Here is a 25,713-nt window from a genome sequence, read left to right on the forward strand (position 1 = left end):
CGACGAAACCCATTAAAAATCGGGAATAAAAACATAATTCTCCTTTTATTATTTGATAGAAAATGGTATTTTCGCCCACTTATTATTCGATAAATTATACATTAAAATGGCAGTTTTAAATAAAATTAGACAACGTTCACTGTTTTTGATTTTTATCATCGCAATGGCATTGTTCGCATTTGTACTAACAGATTTGTTCAAAAATAGTGATGCATTATTTGGTGGATCACAAGATGTAGTCGCTACTGTAAATGGAAAAAACATCAACAGAGTAGACTTTATGAATAGAGTAGAAGGTGCTCAGAGACAAATCCCTGGTGCGTCATCAACTCAAACAATGAATAGAGTTTATGATCAGGAGGTACGACGTGCAGTTATGAATTCTCAATTTGAAAAATTGGGGTTAAGTGTTGAGCAAGACCAAATGAAGTCTTTATTAGAGCAAAATTTTGCATCTTATCCTGAATTTCAAAATGAAGCAGGTCTTTTTGATGAAAACAAACTTACTGAGTTTGTTGCCAATTTAAAAGCGATAAACCCTGAGAGAGCTACATTAGGGAATTTTCAAATTAACTATAATGAATGGGTTAATAATGAGAATTCAATTGCTATAGGAGCAAAGGAAACTGTCTACTATAATATGATTAAGGCTGGTGTAAATGCCACTTTAAATGAAGCTGAAGTAGATTACTTGTTAGAGAATTCTACTAGAGATTTGAGATACGTACAAGTACCTTACACTACAATTCCTGATAGTTTGGTTGAAGTAACTAAAGCTGATATTAAAGCCTATATTAATGACAATAAAAAGAAATTTGAAGTTGAAGCTTCTCGTGATATAGTGTTTGTTCAATTTAATGAAGATCCAAGCCTTAAAGATGAAGAAACTCTAAAAGCGAGTTTCGATAGGTTGATTAATGGTAAGCTAGAGGTAAACCCTAATACAAAAGATACGATTCAAGTTGTGCCTTTTGCTAATGTTACAGCAGAGGAAATGACTAATTATGTGAATTTTATTGCAGAATCCGATTTAAACTACAATGATTCGTTTGTTAAGAAATCGGTATTGCCAACTGTTGCTGCAGACACTTTATTCAACTTAAATGTTGGAGGTGTTTATGGACCATATAAGGATGGCGGTATGATGAAATTAACAAAAATAGTTGCAGAAACTACTGTTCCCGATTCAGCTAAAGTTCGTCATATATTAATTCCATTTTTAGGCTCTAATAGAGCTGCACCAGATGTAACAAGAACTCAAGTTCAAGCTCAAGCTTTTGCTGATAGTCTTGCCAACGTTGTAAGAGGAGATCGTTCTAAGTTTGAAGAATTCGTTACAGCGTATTCATCAGATCAAGGAAGCGTTGCAAAAGGTGGTGTTTATGATTTTCACCCAAGCACACAGATGGTAAAGCCATTTAGTGATTTTGAATTTCAAAATAAGGTTGGAGATATTGGTGTAGTTCAAACACAATTTGGGTTCCATATTATTGAAATTTTAGATCAAAAAGGAGCTTCAAGAGCGGTTAAAGCAGCAACAATTGCTAAGACTATTGAGGCGTCTACTGAAACTATTGATAATGTATTTACTGAAGCGTCTAAGTTTGAAATCGCTCTTCAAAATGGAGAATTTCAAAAGGTTGCTGAAGAACGTAGTTATGACGTAAAACCAGTGAATAGTATTAAAATATTAGATGAAAACATTCCAGGTTTAGGAGCGCAACGTCCAATAGTACGTTGGGCATTTGATGCAGAAACTAAGGTTGGTGATTACAAGCGTTTCACAATTCCTGGCGGTGGTTACGCAGTGGCTCAAGTGGTAAAGATTAGTAAAGAAGGATTAATGGATCCTGAAAATGCATCAGCTACTGCTTTAGTTGAAATTAGAAATAAGAAAAAAGCCGATATGATTCGTGCTAAAATTACAGGAGCAACAATTGATGAAGTATCTAAAAACCAAAATAGACCTACAGGAACTGCAACTGCAGTAAACATGAAAAACCCAACAATCTCTGGAGCTGGTTTAGAGCCTAAGGTTGTAGGTGTTGCTTTTTCATTAAAAGATGGAGAGACTTCAGGCTTGATTGATGGTAATAGAGGTGTGTTTATGGTGAGCGTTACTAAGATTAACGATGCTGCAAAGTTAGATAACTATCAAGCCATCGCTAATCGTTTAAGTACTGCTAGAACTAATGCAGCCCAAACTAAAGTGTATAATGCTTTAAAGGAAACTGCAGATATTGAAGATAATAGAGCTACGTTTTACTAAGCGTTGCATCTCATGATAAAAAAAGCTTCACCAATGTGTGAGGCTTTTTTAATTTTTAACCATTTCAGAATAAGATAAAATAGTAGAGTACCCTTTAGCTTGAAAATAAGCGGCTGGATTTGCTTCTGAAGCGACCATAATAAAATCACCACCCCAAGCTCCTAAGCTTTTAATACTGCCTTTAAAATCATTAAAGAGGCGTGCTTTAATAGGTGTTTGTTTTATAATATCTGAGATGATGAGTTCGTGTTCGTTCATTAACTCTTGAAATACTTTAAGTGTATCACATACAATCATACTATTGGTTATCTCGCTAACTCTTGCAATCGAAGCCGATAAGTCTGATGTATTTGTTCTGTATTGCGCAATCCCATCGCGACTGTCTTGCTTTTGGTTGAGGTATACAAAGTATAGATGTTGCTTAAAGGCTGGATTAAAGGATACATCTTGTATAATTGGTTGTTTTGTGTTGTCTAATTGGTAACTCAAGCTACTTGTTGCCTGAGCACAAGCTATGTCGTATCCGCTGCCTCCAAAAGTCATTTCGAGTAATTTGTAAGGATCAATATTTGCCCAATTTGCGATATTGCTAATTAACGTAGAAGACGTGCCAAGTCCCCAATTTTTTGGAAAATCTAAGGTAGTAGTAATTGTATATCCTGTGTCATCACTTAGGAATCTTGAATTCAATTCTTTTGCTGCTTTGAGAATTTGTAGTAAGCGTCTAGAAATAGGGTTGTCATTATGAGCTTGGTTTAGAATCTCATTATTTGATAATTTATATTCCGTTTCAAACCAAACTTGATTCTGGTCGTCAAGACTGATCCATCGTAATTTATTATGACTTCCTTTTTCTATATTTAATGACTGGCCATATAATGTAGGAACAGCCAAAGCTTTAGCACCATCAAGAACTACATATTCTCCAGTGAGCAGTAATTTCCCATGACTGTAATTTTTTTTCATTTACTGTCTTAATTTTTCAATTTCATTAACTACAGCACTATGGCTTACCGCGTTGTTTTTAAAATGTGCAACTAACTTCGTTTTCTCTTCTAAACTGGCCTCAAATTGATTTAGGATATTCATTAAATGCATTTTCATGTGTCCTTCTTGAATACCAGTAGTAGTTAGTGAACGTAAAGCAGCAAAGTTTTGTGCTAATCCTGCTACAGCTACTATTTGCATTAATTCTTTAGCCGATGGGTTTCCAAGGAGTTCTAAAGCCCATTTTACAAGTGGATGCAATGTTGTTAATCCGCCAACTGTTCCCAGTGCTAAAGGAATTTCTATCCAAAAGCTAAAAACACCATGTTCAATTTTGGCATGTGTTAAACTACGGTATTGTCCATCTTTTGACGCATAAGCATGCACGCCTGCTTCAACTGCTCTAAAGTCATTTCCGGTAGCTAATACTACAGCATCAATACCATTCATAATTCCTTTGTTGTGTGTTACTGCTCTAAAGGGTTCGACTTCTGCGATTTGAACGGCTTGGACAAATTTCTCAGCAAATTCTTGAGCCGAAATATCAGAGTTTTCAGTAAGCTCTTCAACTTTGCAGCTCACCTCGGCGCGAACCAAACAATCTGGAACATAATTGGAAAGAATAGACATGATGACTTGTATATCTTTATCTTCAGAAGAAAACAAATCAAATATTTGGGCTTCATTCTTGAGTGTTTTAGCAAATTGCTCTAAGCACGAGTTTATAAAGTTTGCTCCCATGGCGTCCAAAGTTTCAAAGGTTGCATGTAGCTGATAATAGTTACTTATTGTCTTTGTTTTATCTCTTAATTCGATATCTAAAATTCCACCACCACGTTTTTCCATGTTCCTAGTGATAGGTTTCGCATCTTCAATTAGTTTAAGTTTCAGTGTTTTGAAAAACGCGTATAATTTATGAGCATCTCCTTTATACATGAAATGCACTTGCCCTATTTTTTGGGTCGAGATAATTTCAGTTTTAAATCCGCCGCGATCAAACCAAAATTTAGCTGCCTTACTAGCTGCTGCAACTACCGAGCTTTCTTCAATAGCCATTGGTATGGTGTACACTTTATTATTAATTAAGAAGTTTGGAGCAACACCAAAAGGAAGATAAAAATTAGTTACTGTATTCTCAATAAATTCATCATGCAGCTGTTGTAACTTCTTATCAGTGTTCCAATAGTTCTCTAAAAGAGTTTTTGCTGAAACTGAATCGGTAAAAAAAGTACTAACAAGCCAATTGATTTTATCTGATTTAGATAATTTAGAAAAGCCTGTAATCGTTTTATTCATCTGCTGAAATTTAAAATTTAAAATCCGTAAATTGGGAGGAAATGCAAAATGTAAAGATACTATATCTTGGTATTATTATTGATGCATTATCAGAATATTGCACATTTAACACAGCATAGTTACTGTTTTTTGCATTATTTTTAGTAAACTTGACATTATTTTGTCAAAAAAATAACCCTATGCGCATATTCAAATCCTTCATGTGTCTTATTTTTCTCGTAATGACTTTAATGTCAGTGCAAAATAAGGAAATCACACTTGAAGAGATATCGACTAATATGTTTAAAACAAAAACATTATAAACCATCCAGCTTATCAAAAACAGGTAACAATATTTGGTTTTAGGTTTTGAGAGCTAAAGTGTTTCAAGTCGAGAATTAAAGATAAATAACTAACTATTAATAAAAATAAATTTTATGTCGACAGTAATTAAAGAACCGCACCAAAAGGAATTATTTGGTCACCCAGTAGGACTTTATGTATTATTTTTTGTTGAAATGTGGGAGCGTTTCTCATATTACGGAATGAGGGCTTTACTTACCTTGTTTTTGGTAGCTCCAATCATTACAGGTGATCCGCAATCGGGATATGGTTGGTCAAATGCAGAAACTATAGCATTTTATGGCACTTATACCATGTTTGTATATCTAACTTCTATTCCAGGTGGATGGATTGCAGATAAGTTTATAGGTCAGAAAAAAGCTGTTATGCTTGGTGGATTATTACTCTGTATTGGCCATGGAATTTTAGCAATAGATGCACAATGGGCATTTTTTACAGGCCTAGTATTGATTGTGATAGGAGTAGGTTTTTTAAAACCTAACATTTCTTCAATGGTTGGTGGATTGTACAAAAAAGGAGACGACAGAAGAGATAGAGGGTTCTATATTTTTTATATAGGAATTAATCTAGGTGCTTTTCTTGGAGCATTGATAGTTGGTGCAGTAGCAGCAAAATATGGATGGCATTACGGATTTGGTTTAGCTGGAATTGGAATGGCATTAGGCCAAGTAGTTTATCTATATGGACAAAAATACTTAAAGGGAGTAGGAGAATTTTCTGGCGGATCTAAGGCATCGATTGAAGAACAAGAAGCAAGAAAAAGGCCTTTAACTAAAATAGAAAAAGATAGAATGTTAGTTATGTTTCTATCATTTTTGATAATTATAGTTTTCTGGGGCGCTTTTGAACAAGCTGGCGGACTTATGAGTATCTATACAGAACAAAAGACAGATAGGATGTTATCTTTTTCATTACCTTTCATTGGTGATGAAGTCCCCGCTGCAGTTTTTCAGTCTATTAACGCTTTCTTTATTATTACATTAGGTACTTTAGTAGGAGGGTTCTGGTATAAATGGGGAAAGAAAGGAAAGGAATCTTCTTCTTTATTTAAAATGGCAATTGGTGTTATTATTATGGCTTTTGGCTTTTTCTTTATGAGTAAGGCATCAACTGAAGTTGTTATGGATGGTGATGATGTTGTTGCTAAATCAGCAATGATTTGGTTAGTGCTTGCCTACTTGTTCCATACGCTTGGAGAATTATGTGCTTCACCAGTAGCATTATCTTTTATTACAAAATTAGCGCCTCTCAAATATGCATCGTTTATGATGGGAGCGTATTTTGCCGCAACCGGTTTAGGGAATAAACTAGCTGGATTAGTTGGAGGATTATCTGAAGGCGCTGGAGAATTTCAAGTATTCACAGGTATTGCCATTTTCTGTACTCTATTTGGAATATTAATTATCTTAATATTGAAGCCACTTAAACGATTAACTCATGGGGCTGAAGATATTGAAGGGACTAGCCATGAAGAGGCTGAAGGTTTTGAAATAGCAGATAATTAAAATATACTCATATATAAAACCCTTGTAATGTGCTATTACAGGGTTTTTTCTTTTCTAACTAAATTTAATCCCTATGAATACAGATATCGAAAACCTATTTAAAGACAAAGTCATTGGTCATCCAGCTGGACTGTTTGTTATATTTTTTACTGAAATGTGGGAGCGTTTTTCATTCTATGGAATGAAAATACTTCTAGTTTTATTTTTAACAGCTCCATTTTTAAGTGATAATCCAGGATGGGAATGGTCAAGAGAAAATGCTTTAGCATTAATTGGAACCTATTCGTCCTTACTATATCTTACTCCAATAGTTGGTGGATGGTTAGCTGATAAGTATACAGGCTACAAATGGGCTGTTATTATCGGTTGTTTTATTATGATGCTTGGTCACGCTTTTATGGTGTTTGAAACCACATGGTCTTTATATTTAGGTTTGGCATTACTTGTAATTGGTACAGGTTTTTTTAAGCCGAATATGACATCTATGATTTCTGAAATGTATAAAGGGAAAGAATCTAAAAAAGATGGTGCATATACCATCTATTATATGGGTGTAAACGCTGGCGCCTTTTTCGGAATGATGCTTTGTGGGTATTTAGCCGAAAATATTGGTTGGAGTTACGGTTTTGGATTAGCTGGAATATTTATGTTAGGAGGCCTTATTCAGTTTTGGTTAGCTAAGGATCTATTCGGTCTCATAGGAGAAAAACCTTCTAAAATACATGAAGTCGAATTGCCTCAAAATATAAATGAAGAAAGCCCAAAAGAGCATGATGTTAATGCAGTTGCTGAAAAGCTAAACCCTTTTACAATGGTTGATAAAGTACTTATAGCGTTGTCTGCAATTGGAGGTCTACTGTATTTATTTAATGATCCAATGTCAAAGATTGGAAATATCAATATGCTTGATTTTAGTATTGGAAACCTTGATGGTTCTAATGTCACTATTTTAACAGCCCTTGTGTTGTTTTTATATCTTATTATAACTAGAATTTCAAGATATAATCGAATTGTTAGAGATAAAATTATAGCGGTTTCTATTTTTGGAATATTTACAGTGTTCTTTTTTGCAGCATTTGAACAATCTTTAGGCTCAATGACGCTTTTTGCTAGAGATTATACAGATAGGGTATTGGAAGGGTCTTCTGCTATGATTTTTAAAGTCATTGATGGTATTTTGACAGTTGTTCCACTTGCTATAATAACTTGGGTGTTATATTTGCTGTTCAAGAAAACCTTTTCTAAAATTCCATCTTCTAATATAGTACTAGCACTTACCTTTGTATTTCTATGGTTTGTGGTTGGGTATAAAATAGTAAACGAGTTTAGTAAAGATGCAACAGAGGTTGGTGCGTCATGGTTTGGAATATTAAATTCTTTCTTCATAATAACATTAGCGCCTCTATTTTCAAAGTGGTGGGAAAGTAAATACAATCCTAGTGTTGCCATGAAATATGGTATCGGTCTTATTTTATTAGGACTCGGATTTGGGATTTTAGTATTTGGAACAATGGGAATTCCTCAAGGTGCCAAAACTGCATCAGTAAGTATGATCTTTTTGATTCTCGCCTACTTGTTTCATACTATGGGAGAATTGTGTATTTCACCAGTAGGTTTGTCTTATTTAAGTAAGTTAGTGCCTGGACGTATGATTGGATTTATGTTTGGGATCTGGTATTTAGCAATTGCGATTGGGCAAAAGGCTGCAGGAACTATGGGAGGAATGATTGATAAAATTACTGAAGAATATTCGTTAAGTACCTTCTTTTTGATTTTTACGTTGGTTCCAGCTGGAGTTGGTGTCATTTCAATGTTGCTTAATCCAGTGTTAAAACGACTAATGCATGGTGTTAAATAACGATAAAAACAGTTAAAATAACGTAAAATGCTCCTATTTAGGAGCATTTTTTGTAAGTTCGGTACAAGTTTTGCAACAGTTGTAATCATGAAGAATATAGTTTTAGTATTTGCAGTAGCATTGATAGCATCAATGACTGTGTCGGCACAAGAAATTAATTGGATGACTTTTGAAGAGGCATTAGCGGCTCAAAAGAAAACCCCGAAGAAGATTATGATGGATGTCTATACCAATTGGTGTGGTCCATGTAAAATGCTTGATAAAAACACTTTTCATAATAAAGATGTTGTAGATTATGTCAACAAAAACTATTATGCTGTAAAGTTTAATGGTGAAGGTAATTCTGTGATCACATACAAAGGAAAAACCTACACCAACCCTAATTATAAGGAAGAACTTAAAAATCGCCGAAATGGCAATCATGAGTTTGGACGTGTTCTTGGAATTAGAGCTTATCCAACAATTGTATACTTTGATGAGCAAGGCAACAAAATTCAACCAATAAGCGGGTATATGAAGCCACAACAAATTGAATTATACTTAAAATTGTTTCATACTGATGATTATAAAAACATCACAACTCAAGAGCAATTTAATGCCTATTATAAAGCGTTTAAACCAGAATTTAACGCAAGTAAATAAGAGTTTTACTTACTAATGATAAAAGCTCCTTTTTTACCAGTTTGGTGAAATGGGAGTTTTCTTTTTCTGCATGTGGCTTCCCAACGTTTGATGTAAGATTTGTAATTACTGCCATCTGAAATAATATGCTTAGGATGAATGGAGTCAATCATTCGCTCTAAGTTGATGCGTGGTGAGTTGCGAAGCAAAACATAATCTGGATAAAATGTATTTACATTATAAACTCCTAAACTATCAATAATTAAGATGATAGAGTTTTGGAATTGATATACAGAGGCAATGCTGTCTTCTTTTTTGGTTTCAATAAAATTACCAGTAGTATAATTTGTGATTACCTTATCTTTAGATTTAGCAGTGCTGTCTAAATTGTGAAACACCATCAACTCTAAATGTTTTTTATGCCCTAATATGCTGTATCTGTTTTTATGAAAAATAACAAACGAATTATTTGAATGTTTATATGCTGAATAGATCCAAACGCCTTGAACAATTAAAATTGAAATTAAGAACGTCAATAAGCTTTTGAATTGTTGTGTCTTCCAAAATAAAACAGCAGTCATAATTAGTAGATAACTCGCAAAAACATGTTCAATGTCAAAAGAAATAGTTTTAAATATGAAAGCCTCTTTCTGGGCTACCCAATTTATGATGTTGTTCATTAAGCTAATCATTGTTCCGTAGCATTGTGCAATCACCTCTGGAAGTAAGTCTAATAATGCTAGAATGATAATAAATAGTCCTAAACCCAAAATGAGTCCAAGGCATGGAATAATAGCAAGATTCGATACAAAAAATAATCCAGGGAATTGATTAAAGTAATACAAACTAATAGGGACAACTCCCAATTGTGCAGCAATGGTTACAGTTAACAATTGCCAGAAATAGTTGATGATGTTCCATTTGGGTTGCCATAATTTGTATAGTAGAGGCTGTATTGTGACTATGGCAATAACAGCTAAATAACTCATTTGAAACCCTACATCAAATAAAAACATAGGTTTAAATAATAATAGCACAAAAGCAGAAATCGCTAGAGTATTATAGATGTTAGTTAGACGTTTCCAGTGCATAGCAATAGCTATTATACTAAACATGGTTACCGCTCTTGTGACCGATGCCGAAAGCCCTGCGACTATAGCAAAAGACCATAATAGTAAAATAATTAAACACACCTTCATGAGTTTACCTTGTTTAAAATGATGTAAGGGCTTTAAAAGTGTATTTAATATCAACAGTATGATTCCAACATGTAAGCCAGAAATAGCTAAAATGTGTATTGCTCCAGCACTAACATAATTTTCATAAAGATCTTTACTTATATCCTGACGTTGACCGAGAAGCATGGCATTAATAATAGCAAGTTCAGATGCTTTAAAATGATATAAATTAAGTTTCCTATTAATCAGGTTGCGAAGCGATGCGGCATAACCAGACAGTGTATGTGTATCTGATTTCAGTTGTAAAATAGTAGTGGACGCTATGGTTAGCTGATGATATATATATTGTTTTTTGAGGTAATAATTATAATCAAATTGATTTGGATTTAAAGGCTCTGGTATGGTTTGAAGCTTTGTATATGCCGAGAGAACATCATCAACGTTAAAGGTAGTATTTAAACTATCTATTTCAATGTTTAATAAAAACTTTCCGCGTAAAGGTTGATTGTCAATTGAGATGAGTTCTGTGATGTATTTTTTATGATATAAACTTGGTTTTAATCGCTCCTTAACCTTAAAGGTTAGTAATAACGATTGGTCTAAGCTAATATGTTTTGTGTAATGGTTTTTGAAGTTGTATTGATTGTGTATAGTATAGGTTAACATTCCTATGTTAATCATGAGTAGGTATGCAGATAAACCAAAGCCTATGGTTTTTTGAAATTGATCTATAGCAAGGATATACGTTACTATAAAAATTATAAATGTAAATCCAGTAACGTAAAAAGTGATATGTGATTGGATTGATAGTAAATGACATGTCAGAATGCCAAGACTAAGACATCCTGTAAGTTTGATAACGATAAAATTTAGAGGTTTCACACCCTAATATAGTAAATATTCTATATATAGAAAATAAACTACATAATGCGTCTTGCCTGTACATAGGCTAGGTACCAATAGCGCTCAGATAATTTTGAAGTAATAACACCACGACTTGTTGTAGAATGAATAAACTCTACATGACCAGGCCTACTTTTTGTTACAATGCCAACATGATTTACTTTGCGGCTATTTTTCTTTGTAGCAAAAAACAATAAATCACCAGCCTGTACTTTTTTTACATCAACCCACTCACCTTGCTTTGATAAATCGGCAGTGGTTCTTGGTAAATTAATATTTTCCTTGCTAAATGCAGTGACAACAAGACCAGAACAATCCATCCCTCGTTTGGTAGTTCCGCCATATTTATAACGTGTACCTCTAAATGTTTTTGCATAGTCAATAATATTTTGGACATCTTTTGAAACCGAAGTAGAAGGTGTTCTATTGGTGGTTTTTGAGGTCTTACTTTTCTTAGTTACGACACCTTTTGAAGATTTACAACTTGTAAATCCTATGGCAATAATTAGAAGTAGGATAATTTTTTTCATTGCTCCGAAAGTAATAAAAAAATAAAACTTTTTGTACATTTAGATTATGATTAAACTCTTAACTCTACATGCTGATACTGATGAATTGTTTGTGGCTTATTTCGTAGGTCTAGTTGCGCTTTGTATTGGGGTGCATTTGTTTGTAAAATACATTAGAACTATTAGTAGTAATTCTGAAGTATCTATTATAAATTGTAATGAGGACTTAGATGTTAAATCGTATGTTTTAGATTTTAATACTGAAACTCAAATAATCAAAACACCTTCTGTAGTTTCAAAAATGATATTAATAACATTAGCTTTAATAGTCGCTTTCGTCCCATTTTATGAATTTGTTGAAACTCTTAGACCTATAGAATATGTTCAAGGGTGGACTTGTTTTCTTAGTTGATTATTGTATGCTCTCAAAAATTAATTTTGCAGCGTTTGCACTAGCGCCTTTTCCACCTAATTTTTTCTCCAAATCATAATAATCGATAAAGAATTTCACGCGTTGGTCTTCATCCAGAATAACCTCCAACTCTTTTTTTAATCGATTTTTATTTAAATCTCCTTGAATTAACTCAGTAACAACTTCTCGATCCATAATGAGATTCACCAGAGATATAAACTTAAGTGTAATGATACGCTTGGCAATTTGGTATGAAATCGCATTTGCTTTATAGCAAACTACTTGTGGAACCTTAAATAAGGCTGTTTCTAAGGTGGCTGTGCCCGAAGTAACTAATGCTGCAGTTGATACACTCAGTAAGTCGTAAGTTTTGTTCGATATGAACTTTACATTATCTTCCTTAATAAAAGGTGTATAAAAACTATAATCTTGACTGGGAGCTCCTGCAATCACAAATTGATACTCTGGAAAATCGTTAACCAAACTCAACATTACGCCTAACATTTTTGTGATTTCCTGTTTTCTGCTTCCAGGTAATAAAGCAATTATTGGCTTATCCGATAAATTATGCGCTGCTCTAAAGTCATATTCATTTACTTGAGTTCTATCTGCTATGGCATCAATAAGAGGATGGCCTACAAAATGAACCTTGTAGTCATAGGTGTTATAAAATTCCTCTTCAAATGGAAGAATAACATACATCGCATCAATATCACGCTTTATTTTTTCTACACGACTGGCACGAGATGCCCATACTTGAGGTGAGATATAATAATGCGTTTTATAATTCTTTTCTTTTGCCCATTTAGCAATGCGTAAGTTAAATCCGGAGTTGTCAATAAAAATAATTACATCTGGTCTATAGGTGTCAATATCTGCTTTGCAAAATGAAATTAGGCCTAGAATCTTTCTAAGGTTGAGAATGACCTCAGCAAATCCCATAAATGAACGTTCCTTGTAATGCTTAACTAATGTGCCTCCAACAGATTGCATTAAGTCGCCTCCCCAAAATCTGAATTCAGCATGAACATCTTGTTGTTGTAATGCTTTCATCAAATTGGAACCATGTAAGTCTCCAGAGGCCTCGCCAGCAATGATGTAATATTTCATATAATTAAAATTTCAAAAACCTAAATGTTTAGATTTAGAAATTATTAGGTTAAACAAATCTAACGATTATGGTTATAATTGCTACAATTATAGTAGCAATAAGTACTCCTCTAGCTCTCAGATCTTTACTAAGTTTTAGAAATAAGAAAAACGCACCTAGGTTTAAAATAGCTCCCATACTTACTAATTTGGTTAAAACCCCATTATTAATAGCAATATCTAGTGAATCGCTCATAGAATTCCCTTTTCCAAAGATTAGAAGTGTGAGTAATAGTCCGATAGCACTAGCCATTAAACCAATAAGTATGCCTATGATTAATTCTTTATGCTTCATTAAAATTCCAAGTATTTAGTTTTTGAATACTATGATGTGCTGTTAAGTCAAATTGAATAGGGACAACAGAGACATAGCCATTAGCTAAAGCCCATTCGTCGGTATCTTGTCCATGATCTAAGTTGACAAATTTACCCGTGAGCCAATAGTATTCTTTTCCATAAGGGTTTTCACGTTTATCAAACTCTTCTTCCCAATTTGCAAGTGCTTGTCTACATATTTTGATGCCTTTAATGTCTTTCTTTTCAAGGTTAGGAAAATTGACATTTAAAACAGTTCGACTATCTAAGCCATGTTTTAGAACGTTTTCAGCAATGATTTTGACATAAGCTTTACAATGTTCGAAATTAGCACTCCAGTTGTAGTCACAAAGAGAAAAACCTATTGCAGGAATATCTTCGATACCCGCTTCTATAGCTGCGCTCATTGTACCAGAGTAAATGACATTAATAGAAGAGTTAGATCCGTGATTTATTCCAGAAACACAAAGGTCTGGTCGTCGTTTTAATATTTCTTTTACGCCAAGCTTTACGCAATCTGCAGGTGTTCCTGAGCAACTATATTCTTCTTGTTCGCCTCCATCTATTGTTACTTTTTCAATATGTAATGTAGAATTTATAGTTATGGCATGCCCCATCCCACTTTGTGGGCTATCTGGAGCTACTACTACGACATCACCAATGGTGTTCATAACGCTAATGAGTGCTCTAATTCCTGGGGCTGTAATACCGTCATCATTAGTAATTAAAATAAGAGGCTTTTCTGACATAAAAAGGAATGATTTTTAAGTATTACAAAAATAGGCAAACAGGCTTGAAATTCCTATAAATAAAGGTTTAACAAAAATTTATTAGCTTGCATTTTTATTGGCATGGTTTTTTCTTTTATTTTAGTAGAAATTATGTGTGACATCTACAGTGCATATTAACCCCAAATTGATTTGCTGTTAATTGCATTTTACATTAAAAAATATGATAAATATGATGAAGAGGAATTATAAACTGCCGCTACTAGTATTGCTATTAGCCTTTGCCTCATGCAGTTTTACGACTAAAAAATTTGAAGATCCAAACAAAGACAAATTGTTAATTCAACTCATTTCTTATGTGTTAGAACAAGGACATTTTAATCCGCAAGATGTTGATGACCGTTTTTCCGAGCAGGTTTTTAATGATTATTTGGAGCAATTAGACCCCTTTAAGCGTTATTTTTATGAGTCAGACATTAAAGAGTTTGAAGCTTATAAACTGCAATTAGATGATCAAATTAATGCTTATGATGTTAGTTTTTTCAGTTTAACACATGATAGGTTGCTTAAGAGAATAGCAGAATCTAAAGAGATATACAAGAATGTATTATCTGAACCTTTCGACTTTTCTATAAACGAAGACTTTTCTACAGATTACGAGAAGCTTGGATATGTCAATTCCAAAAAAGAAATGAAAGAGCGTTGGAGAAAACAACTTAAATTCTCTACAATTGCCAATTTTGATGACTTGTTAGGTGATCAGGAGAATGCTAAAAAGCAAAATTTACCTGAAAAAGATTTTTCTGAAAGTAGCGAAACTACCATAGTTAATAAGTCAAAAAAAGAATTAGAAGTTGAAGCTAGAGATGTAACTAGACGATCTCTTGATGAGCTTTATGATTTTATTGATGATCGTCAGCGTAAAGACTGGTTTGCAGTTTATATCAATGCCATTGTAGAAGAGTTTGATCCGCATACGTTTTATTTTGCACCAGAAGACAAAGATCGTTTTGATGTAGCTATGTCTGGTAATTTTGAAGGTATTGGGGCTCGACTTCAAAAACGAATGGACGCTATAACAGTAAATGAAATTATTAGTGGAGGTCCAGCGTGGAGACAAAACCAATTGGAAGTTGGAGACCAAATTATGAAAGTGCGTCAAGAAGACGAAGAAGAGCCAGTAAATGTAGTTGGAATGCGTCTTGATGATGCGATTAAATTCATCAAAGGGCCTAAAGGTACAAATGTTACTTTAACACTTAAAAAAGTGGATGGAACAATTGAAGATATAACAATCAAAAGAGATATTGTTGAACTCGAAGAAACCTATGCTAAATCTTCAACAGTAATCAAAGATGATAAAAAATTTGGTGTGATAAATCTGCCTAAATTCTATGTAGATTTTGAAGATTATAACAAACGCAATGCTGCTTCAGATATTAAACTTGAAATTGAAAGGTTGAAGGCAGAAGGTGTCGAAGGTCTCGTTCTTGATTTGAGAAACAACGGAGGAGGGTCTTTACAAACTGTGGTTGATATGGGAGGTTTATTTATCAATGAAGGACCTATAGTGCAAGTTAAAACTGCTGGAGAGCCTAAAGAGGTTTTAAAAGATAGAGATAAGTCAATTGTATGGGATGGTCCACTAGTGATTTTAGTTAATGAGTTGTCAGCGTCGGCTTCAGAAATCTTAGCTGCTGCGATGCAGGATTACAAAAGAGCTATTGTTATTGGAAGTAAGCAAACCTACGGAAAAGGGACTGTGCAGAATGTATTAGATCTTAACCGAATGGTAAGGCAAAATAGTAATGGTGATATGGGAGCATTGAAGTTCACTACTCAGAAATTCTATAGAATTAATGGAGGTTCAACACAATTGGAAGGTGTGAAAAGTGATGTCGTGGTTCCAGACCGTTATAGCTATATTGATATTGGAGAAAAAGATCAAGAAAATCCACTAGAATGGGATAAAATTGATGCTGTAGATTATAGTCTTTGGAATAGTTATTACGATTATGATACAACTATCGCTAAGAGTAAAGAGCGTATGGCTAATAACGAGCAATTAAAGCTTATCGATGCTAATGCGCAATGGGTTAAAAAAATGCGAGATAGAGAATCATATTCTCTTAACTATGAACAATACAAAAAGACCTTAGAGACTAACGAGCAAGAATCTAAGCGTTTTGAAAAGTTGTCAGATTATAAAACGAACCTTTCTTTTCAGTCATTACCTTATGAATTGAAAATAATGGAGAAAGATTCAGTGTTAAAAGAAAAGCGCGATCGCTGGCATGCTAGTTTGAGTAAGGATGTTTATATTGAAGAGGCATTAAATGTCTTGAATGACCTAAAAATGACTTACGAAATTAAAAAAGTAGCGACTTCAGTAAAAAACTAAAATGAGTAATACAAGTAGCTCATTAACACAATTAGCGCTCCAAAAGTTTAAAAAGGATTTTTGGGGCGTTTTGAGTTTTTGGATTATAGTATTAATAGGTTTAATAGCTTTGTTTGCGTATGTCATTGCACCTGACGATTCTCAAAATGCAAATCAAATGCATTTATCCATTCATTCGAAACGACCTGGCTTTGAAGTACAGATGTTAAGTATACCCACTGAAATTGAAACTACTCAAAACTTATTTTCTCAATTATTATTAGGTAAAATCAACAACAATACTGAGATTCCTATTTCTGCTTATACTGTTGAAAACAATAAGTTGATCTATACCGAATATGCATCTGACGGGCTTTTAGGTGTCAAGAAGTCTTTAGATTTGACGGTTTTTCCAGAAAATGATTATTCGTCTTATATTCAGCAAAAACGTTTTCTTTTTGGTACAGATAAATATGGAAGAGATTTGTTTAGCCGAATTGTAATTGGATCGAGAATTTCATTTTCAATTGGATTTATTGCAGTTTTTATCTCTTTGGTTATAGGAATATTTATGGGAAGTCTAGCAGGTTATTATGGAGGTAAAGTTGATGCGGTTATTATGTGGATAATAAATGTAACTTGGTCTATTCCAACCTTACTCCTAGTAATAGCAATTACTTTAGCCTTAGATAAAGGTTTTTGGCAAGTGTTTATTGCAGTTGGATTGACTATGTGGGTTGAAGTTGCAAGGGTCGTTAGAGGTCAAATAATAAGCGCTAAAGAAATGCAATATGTCACAGCTGCTAGGGCATTAGGCTTTAATGATTATAGAATTATAACCAAACATATTTTACCTAATATTATGGCGCCAATCATAGTGATTTCTGCAGCTAATTTTGCTGCTGCCATATTGATTGAAAGCGGATTAAGTTTCTTGGGTATTGGAGCACAGCCTCCTATGGCAAGTTGGGGAGCTATGATAAAGGATCATTACAATTATATTATTCTAGGAAAGCCATACTTGGCTCTAATTCCGGGATTTTGTATTATGATTTTAGTAATGGCTTTTATGCTTATAGGCAATGCCTTACGTGATGCTTTGGACGTAAAATCCTAACTAGCGAAGTGTCTCAATTTCTCTGTTGGTGTCGTCAATAAATTGCAGTACGTCATCTCTGCCAATAGCCTTAGATGATGAAGTGATGAAATAATTAGGGACTTCTTCCCAAGTATTTAATAGTGTCTTGCAATAATGGTCTACATTACGTTCTATGGCATTGGGTTTGAGTTTATCTGCCTTGGTGAATATGATTGAAAATGGGATTTGATTAATGCCTAAATATTCCATAAAATCCAAATCAATTTTTTGAGGCTCATGACGTACATCTACTAATATAAATGCCGAAACAAGCTGTCGTCTTCTTTCGAAATAATTAGTAATAAATTTCTGAAATTTCTTCTTTGCAGTTTTGGAAACACGTGCATAACCATAACCTGGTAAATCTACTAAGTACCAAGATTTGTTGATCATAAAATGATTAATAAGTTGTGTTTTTCCTGGTTTTCCTGATGTTTTGGCAAGATTTTTATGATTAGTAAGCATGTTGATTAATGACGATTTCCCAACATTGCTACGCCCAATAAAAGCATACTCTGGTATCTGATTGTTTGGACATTTATCTACATCAGAATTGCTTATTATAAATTCGGCGGTTTTTATAATCATAATAGTTCTTTAGTGTTTTGAAGTTGTTAGAACTATAGTTTTTTGTCAGTTAACCAGCCATCAAGAATTATATTAAACTCCTTGGGATGTTCCATCATAGCGGCATGACCACATTTGTCAATCCAAAATAAATCCGAGTTAGGTAAGAGTTCATTAAATTCAGTAGCAACTTCTGGTGGTGTGACAGTATCATTTTTACCCCAGATAATGCAAACGGGTAAGACCATTTTTGGTAGGTCTTTTCCCATATTATGACGAATAGCACTCTTTGCAATAGCTAATGTTTTGATAAGCTTATTTCTATCGTTGACAGTTTCGTATACTTCGTCTACAATCTCTTTTGTAGCAACTTCAGGATCATAAAAGACTTCTTGCGCTTTTTTCTTGATAACTTCATAGTCTCCGCGTTTTGTGTAACCACCACCCATTGCGCTTTCATATAAGCCTGAACTTCCTGTAATTATCAATGCTTTTACTTTTTCAGGGTATAATTTTGTGTGGTATAATCCAATATGACCGCCAAGGGAATTTCCGAGTAATATTACCTCGTCAAATCCTTTGAAATCTATAAAATCCCGAAGGTATTTAGCGAAACTTTTGACATTGGTTTTAATAAGTGACATCGTATAAATGGGTAACTCAGGAATTAAAACTTTGTAGCCTTTTTTACTAAAATATTCTGTAACAGCATCAAAATTACTTAATCCACCCATTAATCCATGCAACACAATAATAGGTGTGCCTTCTCCAACTTCTATATACCTGTAGTTTTTCTCTTTCTTTAAACGGTGCGCCATGTATTAGTTAGTGATTTTCGTCAAAAACAAATATAGGTATTTCAGTTTAAACATGAGCATATTATTTAGGTCTTCAAGTGTGTCAAAACCTTAAGATGTTAACAATTGAAATGGGATGATGGTTTTGAATTGTAGTAAGTTGATTTTAAGATTTTTATATGCGTTTTAAGCGTTAATTCAAAGATGAATTTCATTGCGTTAGAAGAAAATTATTAACAAAAGTGGGATAGTGTGGTAAATAGTGGTAAATTTTTCAATATATTTGAATCTTAATCGTTACTCTAAGTAAATCAATCATTTTGAACCCTTTAATCGGAACATACGAATGCAAAGTCGACGCCAAAGGACGTCTGATGTTGCCTGCTGCGCTTAAAAAGCAGTTACTTCCGTTATTGCAAAATGGTTTTGTATTGAAGCGTGCTGTATTTCAGCCATGTTTAGAGTTGTATCCTATGAGTGAATGGGAAGTTTTGATGCAAAAAGTGAATAAGCTTAATCGTTTCAAAAAAAAGAATAACGATTTCATACGTCGATTTACAGCAGGTTTAAAACAAGTAGAAGTTGATGCAGCTGGACGATTATTAATTCCAAAAGACCTAGTTGCTTTTTCTGGTATCAAGAAGGATATTGTTGTGGCATCTGCAATTAATATCATTGAAATTTGGGATAAGGACAAGTACGAAAAAGCTATTGATGATGCCACAGGAGATTTTGCAGATTTAGCTGAAGAAGTTATGGGACAAGATGATGGCGATGAATTATCATAATCCAGTATTACTCAAAGAAACGGTTGAGGGTTTAAATATCAAACCTGATGGAGTTTATGTTGATGTCACTTTTGGAGGTGGGGGTCATAGCAGAGAAATATTAAAACAACTTGGATCAAACGGAAAGCTATTTGCTTTTGATCAAGATAAGGACGCTCTTTTAAATACAATTGATGATGAACGTTTCACATTAATCAATGAAAACTTTAGGCATTTAAAACGTTTTTTGAGGTTTTATGGAGCAAAAAAAGTAGATGGTGTCTTGGCAGATTTTGGTGTGTCATCGCATCAGTTTGATGTGGCAGAACGAGGATTTTCAACTCGTTTCGAAGCTAACCTAGACATGCGAATGAATCAGGATGATCAATTATCTGCATACCATGTCATTAATGATTATGATGAGGATCAAATTAGACAGGTGTTATTTCAGTATGGAGAATTGAGGCAAGCTCCAGCAATGGCAAGAGCTATAGTTGAAGCGAGAAGGGAAGGTGGGATAAAAACAAGTGAGCAATTAAAAGCTGCTCTAAAACGATTTTTAAATCATAAGAAAGAAAATAAAGTGCTTGCGCAAATATATCAAGCTGTTAGGATTGAAGTGAACCAAGAGATAGAAGTTTTGAAAGAATTTTTGGAACAAACACCAGATGTGTTAGTTAAAGGAGGCCGATTAAGTATGATTTCTTATCACTCATTAGAGGATCGATTGGTAAAACGATTTATAAGAAATGGATTGTTTGAAGGAGAGCCAGAACGAGATGTCTTTGGCAATTTTGAAGTTCCATTAAAAAAAGTAGGAGGTTTAATTGTTCCAACAAAAGAAGAGATAGTTCAAAATAATAGAGCAAGAAGCGCAAAGCTTCGTATTGCTGAAAAATTATGAAGAAGAACATTTATAGCATATTGAGAGGTAAATTTTTAGTGAGTGATGACTCATTTAAAAATTGGAGAATTATCCTTTTTATTTCTGCACTTGCAATAATTATGATTGCTAGTTCGCATAGTGCAGATCAAAAAGTCTATGAAATTGCAAGACTTAAAAATGAGGCAAAAGAATACAGATCGGCTTTTGTAGATGGTCGATCAAAACTGATGAGGCTAAAAATGGAATCATCAATTATTAAAAAGGTAGCAGAAAAGGGGATTAAGATATCTGAAATTCCACCAAAAAAAATAAAAGTAAAAGCACAAAACTGATTCGTGGCAACAACAGAAACTAACATATTAAACAGATTGTATTTCATAGCTGGCAGTATGTTTGTCTTCGCTTTAGCTGTGGTCTTCAAGCTGTGTACTATACAGTTTGTTCAAGGGGATGAATATAGAAGTCTTGCCCAGAAACGTACAGTTAAAAATGTTGAGATTCCAGCTAATAGAGGTAATGTGTACTCTGCGGATGGAAGTTTATTAGCAACTTCAATTCCGAAGTATGATATTAGAATTGATGCTATTCAGCCAAAACAAGAAACGTTCAACGAATTCATAAAGCCGCTTGGAGATTCGCTAGCTAAATATTCGGGAAAGACTTCAAGTTATCATCAAAATGCGATTAAGAAAGCACGACAAAATAAGAATAGATATTTCCTCTTAGCTCGTAATATTAGCTATTCAGATTATATAAGATTACGAAATTTCCCAATGCTAGAATTGGGAGCAATTCGTGGTGGGCTCATTGTTGAGCAAACTACTAGACGTGAGCATCCTATGGGTGGTATTGCTGAGCGTACTATTGGTTATGAGAAAATTGATGATGACGGTAATGTAACTAGACCTGGAATTGATGGCGCCTTTGGAGTAAAGTATTTAAGAGGGACTAATGGAAAGCGCCTCAAACAAAAAATTGGTAACGGACAATGGAAACCAATAGTTGATTATAATCAAGTTGAGCCTCAAGATGGTTATGATGTATACACAACTATTGATGTTAATATCCAAGATATTGCTCATCATTCTTTATTAGGTCAGTTAGAAAAATACGAAGCAGATCATGGTTGTGCAGTAGTGATGGATGTAAAGACTGGTGAGATTAAAGCTATTTCAAATTTAGGGCGAAATAAAAATGGGAACTATTATGAACGCTTAAATTATGCTGTTGGAGAAAGTCATGAGCCAGGATCAACGTTTAAGGTAATGGCTTTGATGGCCGCACTTGAAGATAAAGTGATTGATACTTCTACTGTTGTTGATACTAAAAATGGAACAAAACGTCTGTATGGGAGAACGATTAGTGATTCTCGAGGGCACGGAAAAATTTCGGCGGCTAGGGCTTTAGAAGTGTCATCAAATATAGGACTTGCTACAATCATTGATGAACATTATATAAAGAAGCCTAAAAAATTTATCAATAGAATAAAAAGTTGGGGGCTTCATGAGCCATTAGGGGTAGCAATTATTGGAGAAGGAATTCCGGATATTTCAGAACCAGGTAAACAAAATTGGAGTCGTAATGCGTTGCCATCAATGTCTTATGGCTATAATCTTGAAATGACACCATTGCAAACATTAACTTTTTATAATGCTATTGCTAATGATGGTGAAATGGTAAAACCTCGTTTTTTAAAAGCTGTAAAAGAATTTAGTAAGGAAATCGAAGTATTTGAAAAAGAGGTTATTAATCAAAAAATATGCTCTGATAAAACACTAGGTGAAATTCGTGAAATTTTGAAAAATGTGGTAATCCGAGGTACGGGTAAGCGTATGTATTCTGAAAATTTCTCCATGGCTGGAAAAACAGGAACTGCAAGAACAGATTATAGTAATTATGAAGAATGGTTAAAGGATAGGAAATATGTGTCATCATTTGCGGGTTACTTTCCGGCAGAGAATCCTAAATATTCTTGCATTGTTGTTATTCATAAACCAAGCACAAAAATTGGTATTTATGGGTCGGACGTATCAGGGCCTGTCTTTAAAAGAATTGCTCAAAAAATATATACCGAAACCCCTTTAATAGATGAGGTGGAATCTTTAGTGGTTGATAATACGCAAGTTGAAGAGGCATTTCAGTCGTTCTACAATACAGCTCAAACCTATAAAACAATCATGCCTAATGTAGTTGGATTGCCAGCAATGGATGCCTTGGCATTATTGGAAAATATGGGAATGAAAGTGAAGTTGAATGGTGTCGGAACGATAACTTCTCAATCAATTAAAAAGGGTGTGAAAATTAAGCGAAATCAAGTAATAGTCTTAGGGACATAATGACGCAATTAAAAGACATATTGTACAAGGTTACTATTAATGCTGTTGTTGGAAACACAAGTGCAGAGGTTAATGCATTACACTTTGATTCTCGACAAGTATCTAATGGTGATGTTTTTGTGGCTATAAAAGGCACAGTTGTAGATGGTCATGAGTTTATTGAAAAAGCTATTACAAATGGTGCTAAAGCTATAGTTTGTGAAGTATTGCCTTCTGAATTAGAAGACGCTGTTACCTATGTGCAAGTAGAAAATGCTAGTCAAGCATTAGCATTTATGGCTGCCAATTTTTATGGAAACCCATCAGAAAACTTACGCTTGGTAGGAGTAACAGGTACCAATGGAAAAACAACTATAGTAACCTTATTATATCAGTTATTTAAAAAAGCTGGTTATAAAGTTGGGTTGTTGTCTACTGTAAAAATAATGGTAGATAATACAGAATATAAAGCTACGCATACGACACCAGATTCGCTGACAATTAATAAATATTTAAAGTTGATGAATGAAGAAGGTGTTGAGTTTTGTTTTATGGAAGTGAGTTCACATGGGATTCATCAGCATAGGTCAGAAGGCTTACATTTTGAAGGCGGAATTTTCACAAACATCACACATGATCATTTAGATTATCATAATACGTTTGCAGAGTATCGCGATGTTAAAAAATCATTCTTCGATCATTTGTCAAAACAGGCATTTGCGCTAGTTAATATTGATGATAAAAACGGTTTGGTTATGTTGCAAAATACACAAGCCAAGAAATATACTTATGCTCTTAAAACCTATGCCGATTATAAGGCTCAGGTATTAGAAAATGAGTTTAGTGGGTTGCTCTTAAAACTCAACGATAATGAATTATGGACAAAATTAATTGGAAGTTTTAATGCTTACAATGTCACAGCAATTTTTGGTGCTGCAGATTTATTAGGTCTTGAAAAAGTCGAAGTATTACGGCTTATAAGTGAATTAGAAAGCGTAAGTGGGCGTTTTCAGTATTTCATTTCAGAAGAAAAGGTTACTGCAATTGTTGATTATGCTCATACGCCTGATGCATTGAAGAATGTCCTTGAAACTATAAATAGTATACGTACAAATAATGAAGAGTTAATCACTGTAGTTGGTTGTGGAGGCGATCGCGATAAGAGCAAACGCCCTAAGATGGGACATATCGCTTCAGAATTGAGTACTAAAGTGATTTTTACAAGCGATAATCCAAGGAGTGAAGTGCCTGAAATCATAATTAATGATATAGAAAAAGGTGTAGAGCCTCAAAATTTCAAAAAAACCATGTCTATAGTAGATAGAAAACAAGCAATTAAAACAGCGTGTCAATTGGCTAGTTCAAATGACATCATTTTGATTGCTGGAAAAGGACATGAAACCTACCAAGAAATCAAAGGTGAGCGTACCGATTTTGATGATTATAAAATTGTTGAAGAATTTTTAAAACAATTACAAAAATGAGTGTTAGTAACAGTATTAAATACCAGATGAAATAATATGTTGTATTACCTATTTGAATATTTGGAACAACAGTTTCAGTTTCCTGGAGCATCGCTTTTTGGTTTTTTAACCTTTAGAGCTGCAGTTGCAATTATTCTATCCTTATTAATCTCAACAATCTTTGGTAAGCGTATCATTCGTTTTTTGCAAAAGAAGCAAATGGGTGAGACAATTAGAGATCTTGGACTAGAAGGTCAAGCTGAAAAAGCAGGGACGCCAACTATGGGTGGGATTATTATCATTTTGGCAACTTTAATTCCGGTGTTGTTATTAGCTAAGCTTGAAAATATTTACATCATTCTACTTATTGTGACTACAGTTTGGATGGGGATTATCGGTTTTATTGATGACTATCTTAAAAAATTTAAGAATAATAAAGATGGTTTAAAAGGTCGTTTTAAAGTCCTTGGGCAAGTAGGGTTAGGTGTCATTGTAGGCGCAACAATGTACATTCATAATGATGTTACTATAAAGGAAAAGTTACCAATAGAACAGCAAAGAATCTTAAAAGCAGAAGACCCTGATATTGCACCATCAAAATTATTTGAAGATGAAGCAAAATCAACAAAAACAACAATTCCTTTCGTAAAGGGTAATGAATTTGACTATGCTAATTTGATTACTTGGATTAGCCCAGATTTGGCAAAATATGCTTGGTTGATTTTTATTTTGGCTTGCATTATTATTATTACAGCTGTATCTAATGGAGCTAATCTTACTGATGGTATTGATGGACTGGCGGCTGGAACTTCGGCAATTATTGTGCTCACTTTAGGAATATTTGCATGGGTTTCGGGTAACATTATTTTTTCAGAATATTTAGATATCATGTACATCCCAAGGGTGGAAGAAATTACAATTTATATTGCTGCTTTTGTAGGAGCTCTTATTGGATTTCTGTGGTATAATACCTATCCAGCACAAGTGTTTATGGGCGATACTGGGAGTTTGACTATTGGAGGAATTATAGCTGTTATCGCTATAGCAGTTCGTAAAGAATGGTTAATACCTGTATTGTGCGGAATCTTTTTGGCCGAAAACTTATCGGTGATTATGCAGGTTAGTTATTTCAAATACACAAGGAAAAAGTATGGTGAAGGTCGACGCATTTTTAAGATGTCGCCATTACATCATCATTATCAAAAATCAGGATATCACGAAAGTAAAATAGTTACACGGTTTTGGATTGTTGGAATTCTATTAGCCATTATAACAATCGTGACATTGAAAATTAGATAGCAATTGGAAGTCTTTACTATTTAATAGAA

22 protein-coding genes are annotated in these 25,713 nt (G+C 34.0%); 13 read left to right on the forward strand and 9 right to left on the reverse strand.

The window, feature by feature from the left end:
• Window positions 1-106 precede the first annotated feature (106 nt).
• Window positions 107-2,269 carry a peptidylprolyl isomerase gene (locus tag ACTU6T_RS08950; protein ID WP_460217872.1) on the forward strand — a complete coding sequence of 721 codons (2,163 nt, stop codon included), beginning with the start codon at window positions 107-109 and terminating at the stop codon, window positions 2,267-2,269.
• A gap of 48 nt (window positions 2,270-2,317) precedes the next feature.
• Here ACTU6T_RS08950 and ACTU6T_RS08955 read toward each other — a convergent pair whose 3' ends face one another.
• Window positions 2,318-3,235, reverse strand: a complete 918-nt coding sequence (locus ACTU6T_RS08955) for a GYDIA family GHMP kinase (RefSeq protein WP_460217873.1) — start codon at window positions 3,233-3,235, stop codon at window positions 2,318-2,320.
• A complete protein-coding gene (locus tag ACTU6T_RS08960; protein ID WP_460217874.1) occupies window positions 3,236-4,552 on the reverse strand; it encodes a hydroxymethylglutaryl-CoA reductase, degradative in 1,317 nt (438 codons plus the stop codon). It abuts the gene before it with no gap.
• Window positions 4,553-4,968: 416 nt separating this feature from the next.
• Between ACTU6T_RS08960 and ACTU6T_RS08965 the strand changes: the two genes are divergently transcribed.
• The 3 genes from ACTU6T_RS08965 to ACTU6T_RS08975 all read left to right on the forward strand — a co-directional run bounded on the left by ACTU6T_RS08965 (window position 4,969) and on the right by ACTU6T_RS08975 (window position 8,899).
• Entirely contained in the window at window positions 4,969-6,399 is a 1,431-nt protein-coding gene (locus ACTU6T_RS08965; RefSeq protein WP_460217875.1) for a peptide MFS transporter, read from the forward strand.
• Between the two features lie 73 nt (window positions 6,400-6,472).
• Complete coding sequence (locus ACTU6T_RS08970) at window positions 6,473-8,257, forward strand: peptide MFS transporter (RefSeq protein WP_460217876.1); 1,785 nt, start codon at window positions 6,473-6,475, stop codon at window positions 8,255-8,257.
• A gap of 84 nt (window positions 8,258-8,341) precedes the next feature.
• Window positions 8,342-8,899 carry a thioredoxin family protein gene (locus ACTU6T_RS08975; RefSeq protein WP_460220755.1) on the forward strand — a complete coding sequence of 186 codons (558 nt, stop codon included), beginning with the start codon at window positions 8,342-8,344 and terminating at the stop codon, window positions 8,897-8,899.
• 5 nt (window positions 8,900-8,904) lie between these two features.
• On the opposite strand, the gene ACTU6T_RS08980 is transcribed toward ACTU6T_RS08975, so the two are convergent.
• A complete protein-coding gene (locus tag ACTU6T_RS08980) occupies window positions 8,905-10,938 on the reverse strand; it encodes a ComEC/Rec2 family competence protein (protein ID WP_460217877.1) in 2,034 nt (677 codons plus the stop codon).
• Window positions 10,939-10,976: 38 nt separating this feature from the next.
• Window positions 10,977-11,489, reverse strand: a complete 513-nt coding sequence (locus ACTU6T_RS08985) for a C40 family peptidase (protein WP_460217878.1) — start codon at window positions 11,487-11,489, stop codon at window positions 10,977-10,979.
• A 46-nt stretch (window positions 11,490-11,535) separates the two neighbouring features.
• Between ACTU6T_RS08985 and ACTU6T_RS08990 the strand changes: the two genes are divergently transcribed.
• Window positions 11,536-11,880: a hypothetical protein gene (locus ACTU6T_RS08990; protein ID WP_460217879.1), complete on the forward strand. Its 345-nt coding sequence runs from the start codon at window positions 11,536-11,538 to the stop codon at window positions 11,878-11,880.
• Here the strand turns inward: ACTU6T_RS08990 and lpxB are convergent, their stop codons facing one another.
• From lpxB to surE, 3 genes are read right to left on the reverse strand one after another with little or no spacing between them, the layout of a single operon-like run.
• Complete coding sequence (gene lpxB, locus ACTU6T_RS08995) at window positions 11,881-12,990, reverse strand: lipid-A-disaccharide synthase (protein WP_460217880.1); 1,110 nt, start codon at window positions 12,988-12,990, stop codon at window positions 11,881-11,883.
• A 49-nt stretch (window positions 12,991-13,039) separates the two neighbouring features.
• Window positions 13,040-13,324 (reverse strand): hypothetical protein, encoded by a 285-nt coding sequence (locus ACTU6T_RS09000; RefSeq protein WP_460217881.1) that lies wholly within the window; start codon window positions 13,322-13,324, stop codon window positions 13,040-13,042.
• Complete coding sequence (gene surE / locus ACTU6T_RS09005; protein WP_460217882.1) at window positions 13,314-14,093, reverse strand: 5'/3'-nucleotidase SurE; 780 nt, start codon at window positions 14,091-14,093, stop codon at window positions 13,314-13,316. Before surE ends, ACTU6T_RS09000 begins: the two co-directional genes overlap by 11 nt.
• Before the next feature lie 214 nt (window positions 14,094-14,307).
• On the opposite strand from surE, the gene ACTU6T_RS09010 reads away from it, so the two are divergent.
• Both ACTU6T_RS09010 and ACTU6T_RS09015 read left to right on the forward strand, forming a co-directional pair.
• On the forward strand, window positions 14,308-16,473 hold the full coding sequence (locus ACTU6T_RS09010) for a carboxy terminal-processing peptidase (protein ID WP_460220756.1): 2,166 nt from the start codon (window positions 14,308-14,310) through the stop codon (window positions 16,471-16,473).
• Window position 16,474: 1 nt separating this feature from the next.
• A complete protein-coding gene (locus ACTU6T_RS09015; protein ID WP_460217883.1) occupies window positions 16,475-17,569 on the forward strand; it encodes an ABC transporter permease in 1,095 nt (364 codons plus the stop codon).
• On the opposite strand, the gene yihA is transcribed toward ACTU6T_RS09015, so the two are convergent.
• Together yihA and ACTU6T_RS09025 are read right to left on the reverse strand one after the other, a co-directional pair.
• Window positions 17,570-18,178 (reverse strand): ribosome biogenesis GTP-binding protein YihA/YsxC, encoded by a 609-nt coding sequence (gene yihA / locus ACTU6T_RS09020; protein WP_460217884.1) that lies wholly within the window; start codon window positions 18,176-18,178, stop codon window positions 17,570-17,572. It lies immediately after the preceding gene.
• A gap of 32 nt (window positions 18,179-18,210) precedes the next feature.
• On the reverse strand, window positions 18,211-18,975 hold the full coding sequence (locus ACTU6T_RS09025) for an alpha/beta fold hydrolase (RefSeq protein ID WP_460217885.1): 765 nt from the start codon (window positions 18,973-18,975) through the stop codon (window positions 18,211-18,213).
• A 299-nt stretch (window positions 18,976-19,274) separates the two neighbouring features.
• Here ACTU6T_RS09025 and mraZ point away from each other — a divergent pair, with 299 nt between their 5' ends.
• The 6 genes from mraZ to mraY are packed head-to-tail and all read left to right on the forward strand — an operon-like array spanning window position 19,275 to window position 25,684.
• Complete coding sequence (mraZ, locus tag ACTU6T_RS09030; protein ID WP_460217886.1) at window positions 19,275-19,742, forward strand: division/cell wall cluster transcriptional repressor MraZ; 468 nt, start codon at window positions 19,275-19,277, stop codon at window positions 19,740-19,742.
• A complete protein-coding gene (rsmH, locus tag ACTU6T_RS09035; RefSeq protein ID WP_460217887.1) occupies window positions 19,729-20,625 on the forward strand; it encodes a 16S rRNA (cytosine(1402)-N(4))-methyltransferase RsmH in 897 nt (298 codons plus the stop codon). The genes mraZ and rsmH overlap by 14 nt, the downstream gene beginning before the upstream one ends.
• Window positions 20,622-20,939, forward strand: coding sequence for an FtsL-like putative cell division protein (locus ACTU6T_RS09040; RefSeq protein ID WP_460217888.1), 318 nt, complete (start codon window positions 20,622-20,624; stop codon window positions 20,937-20,939). The genes rsmH and ACTU6T_RS09040 overlap by 4 nt, the downstream gene beginning before the upstream one ends.
• A gap of 57 nt (window positions 20,940-20,996) precedes the next feature.
• Window positions 20,997-22,943, forward strand: coding sequence for a penicillin-binding protein (locus tag ACTU6T_RS09045; RefSeq protein ID WP_460220757.1), 1,947 nt, complete (start codon window positions 20,997-20,999; stop codon window positions 22,941-22,943).
• On the forward strand, window positions 22,943-24,406 hold the full coding sequence (locus ACTU6T_RS09050) for a UDP-N-acetylmuramoyl-L-alanyl-D-glutamate--2,6-diaminopimelate ligase (protein WP_460217889.1): 1,464 nt from the start codon (window positions 22,943-22,945) through the stop codon (window positions 24,404-24,406). The genes ACTU6T_RS09045 and ACTU6T_RS09050 overlap by 1 nt, the downstream gene beginning before the upstream one ends.
• A 36-nt stretch (window positions 24,407-24,442) precedes the next feature.
• The gene (mraY, locus tag ACTU6T_RS09055; protein WP_460217890.1) at window positions 24,443-25,684 is read left to right on the forward strand and encodes a phospho-N-acetylmuramoyl-pentapeptide-transferase; all 1,242 of its coding nucleotides are present in this window, start codon (window positions 24,443-24,445) and stop codon (window positions 25,682-25,684) included.
• The last annotated feature ends 29 nt before the right edge of the window (window positions 25,685-25,713 follow it).

The sequence above is a fragment of the Psychroserpens citreus genome (genome assembly GCF_055686305.1).

Excerpts from the sequence above, each read along its gene's own strand:
- ACTU6T_RS08950 (WP_460217872.1), top strand. The coding sequence starts at position 107 with ATGGCAGTTTTAAATAAAATTAGACAACGTTCACTGTTTTTGATTTTT.
- ACTU6T_RS08955 (WP_460217873.1), bottom strand. The coding sequence starts at position 3,235 with ATGAAAAAAAATTACAGTCATGGGAAATTACTGCTCACTGGAGAATAT.
- ACTU6T_RS08960 (WP_460217874.1), bottom strand. The coding sequence starts at position 4,552 with ATGAATAAAACGATTACAGGCTTTTCTAAATTATCTAAATCAGATAAA.
- ACTU6T_RS08965 (WP_460217875.1), top strand. The coding sequence starts at position 4,969 with ATGTCGACAGTAATTAAAGAACCGCACCAAAAGGAATTATTTGGTCAC.
- ACTU6T_RS08970 (WP_460217876.1), top strand. The coding sequence starts at position 6,473 with ATGAATACAGATATCGAAAACCTATTTAAAGACAAAGTCATTGGTCAT.
- ACTU6T_RS08985 (WP_460217878.1), bottom strand. The coding sequence starts at position 11,489 with ATGAAAAAAATTATCCTACTTCTAATTATTGCCATAGGATTTACAAGT.
- ACTU6T_RS08990 (WP_460217879.1), top strand. The coding sequence starts at position 11,536 with ATGATTAAACTCTTAACTCTACATGCTGATACTGATGAATTGTTTGTG.
- lpxB (WP_460217880.1), bottom strand. The coding sequence starts at position 12,990 with ATGAAATATTACATCATTGCTGGCGAGGCCTCTGGAGACTTACATGGT.
- ACTU6T_RS09000 (WP_460217881.1), bottom strand. The coding sequence starts at position 13,324 with ATGAAGCATAAAGAATTAATCATAGGCATACTTATTGGTTTAATGGCT.
- surE (WP_460217882.1), bottom strand. The coding sequence starts at position 14,093 with ATGTCAGAAAAGCCTCTTATTTTAATTACTAATGATGACGGTATTACA.
- ACTU6T_RS09010 (WP_460220756.1), top strand. The coding sequence starts at position 14,308 with ATGAAGAGGAATTATAAACTGCCGCTACTAGTATTGCTATTAGCCTTT.
- ACTU6T_RS09015 (WP_460217883.1), top strand. The coding sequence starts at position 16,475 with ATGAGTAATACAAGTAGCTCATTAACACAATTAGCGCTCCAAAAGTTT.
- yihA (WP_460217884.1), bottom strand. The coding sequence starts at position 18,178 with ATGATTATAAAAACCGCCGAATTTATAATAAGCAATTCTGATGTAGAT.
- ACTU6T_RS09025 (WP_460217885.1), bottom strand. The coding sequence starts at position 18,975 with ATGGCGCACCGTTTAAAGAAAGAGAAAAACTACAGGTATATAGAAGTT.
- rsmH (WP_460217887.1), top strand. The coding sequence starts at position 19,729 with ATGAATTATCATAATCCAGTATTACTCAAAGAAACGGTTGAGGGTTTA.
- ACTU6T_RS09040 (WP_460217888.1), top strand. The coding sequence starts at position 20,622 with ATGAAGAAGAACATTTATAGCATATTGAGAGGTAAATTTTTAGTGAGT.
- ACTU6T_RS09045 (WP_460220757.1), top strand. The coding sequence starts at position 20,997 with ATGTTTGTCTTCGCTTTAGCTGTGGTCTTCAAGCTGTGTACTATACAG.
- ACTU6T_RS09050 (WP_460217889.1), top strand. The coding sequence starts at position 22,943 with ATGACGCAATTAAAAGACATATTGTACAAGGTTACTATTAATGCTGTT.
- mraY (WP_460217890.1), top strand. The coding sequence starts at position 24,443 with ATGTTGTATTACCTATTTGAATATTTGGAACAACAGTTTCAGTTTCCT.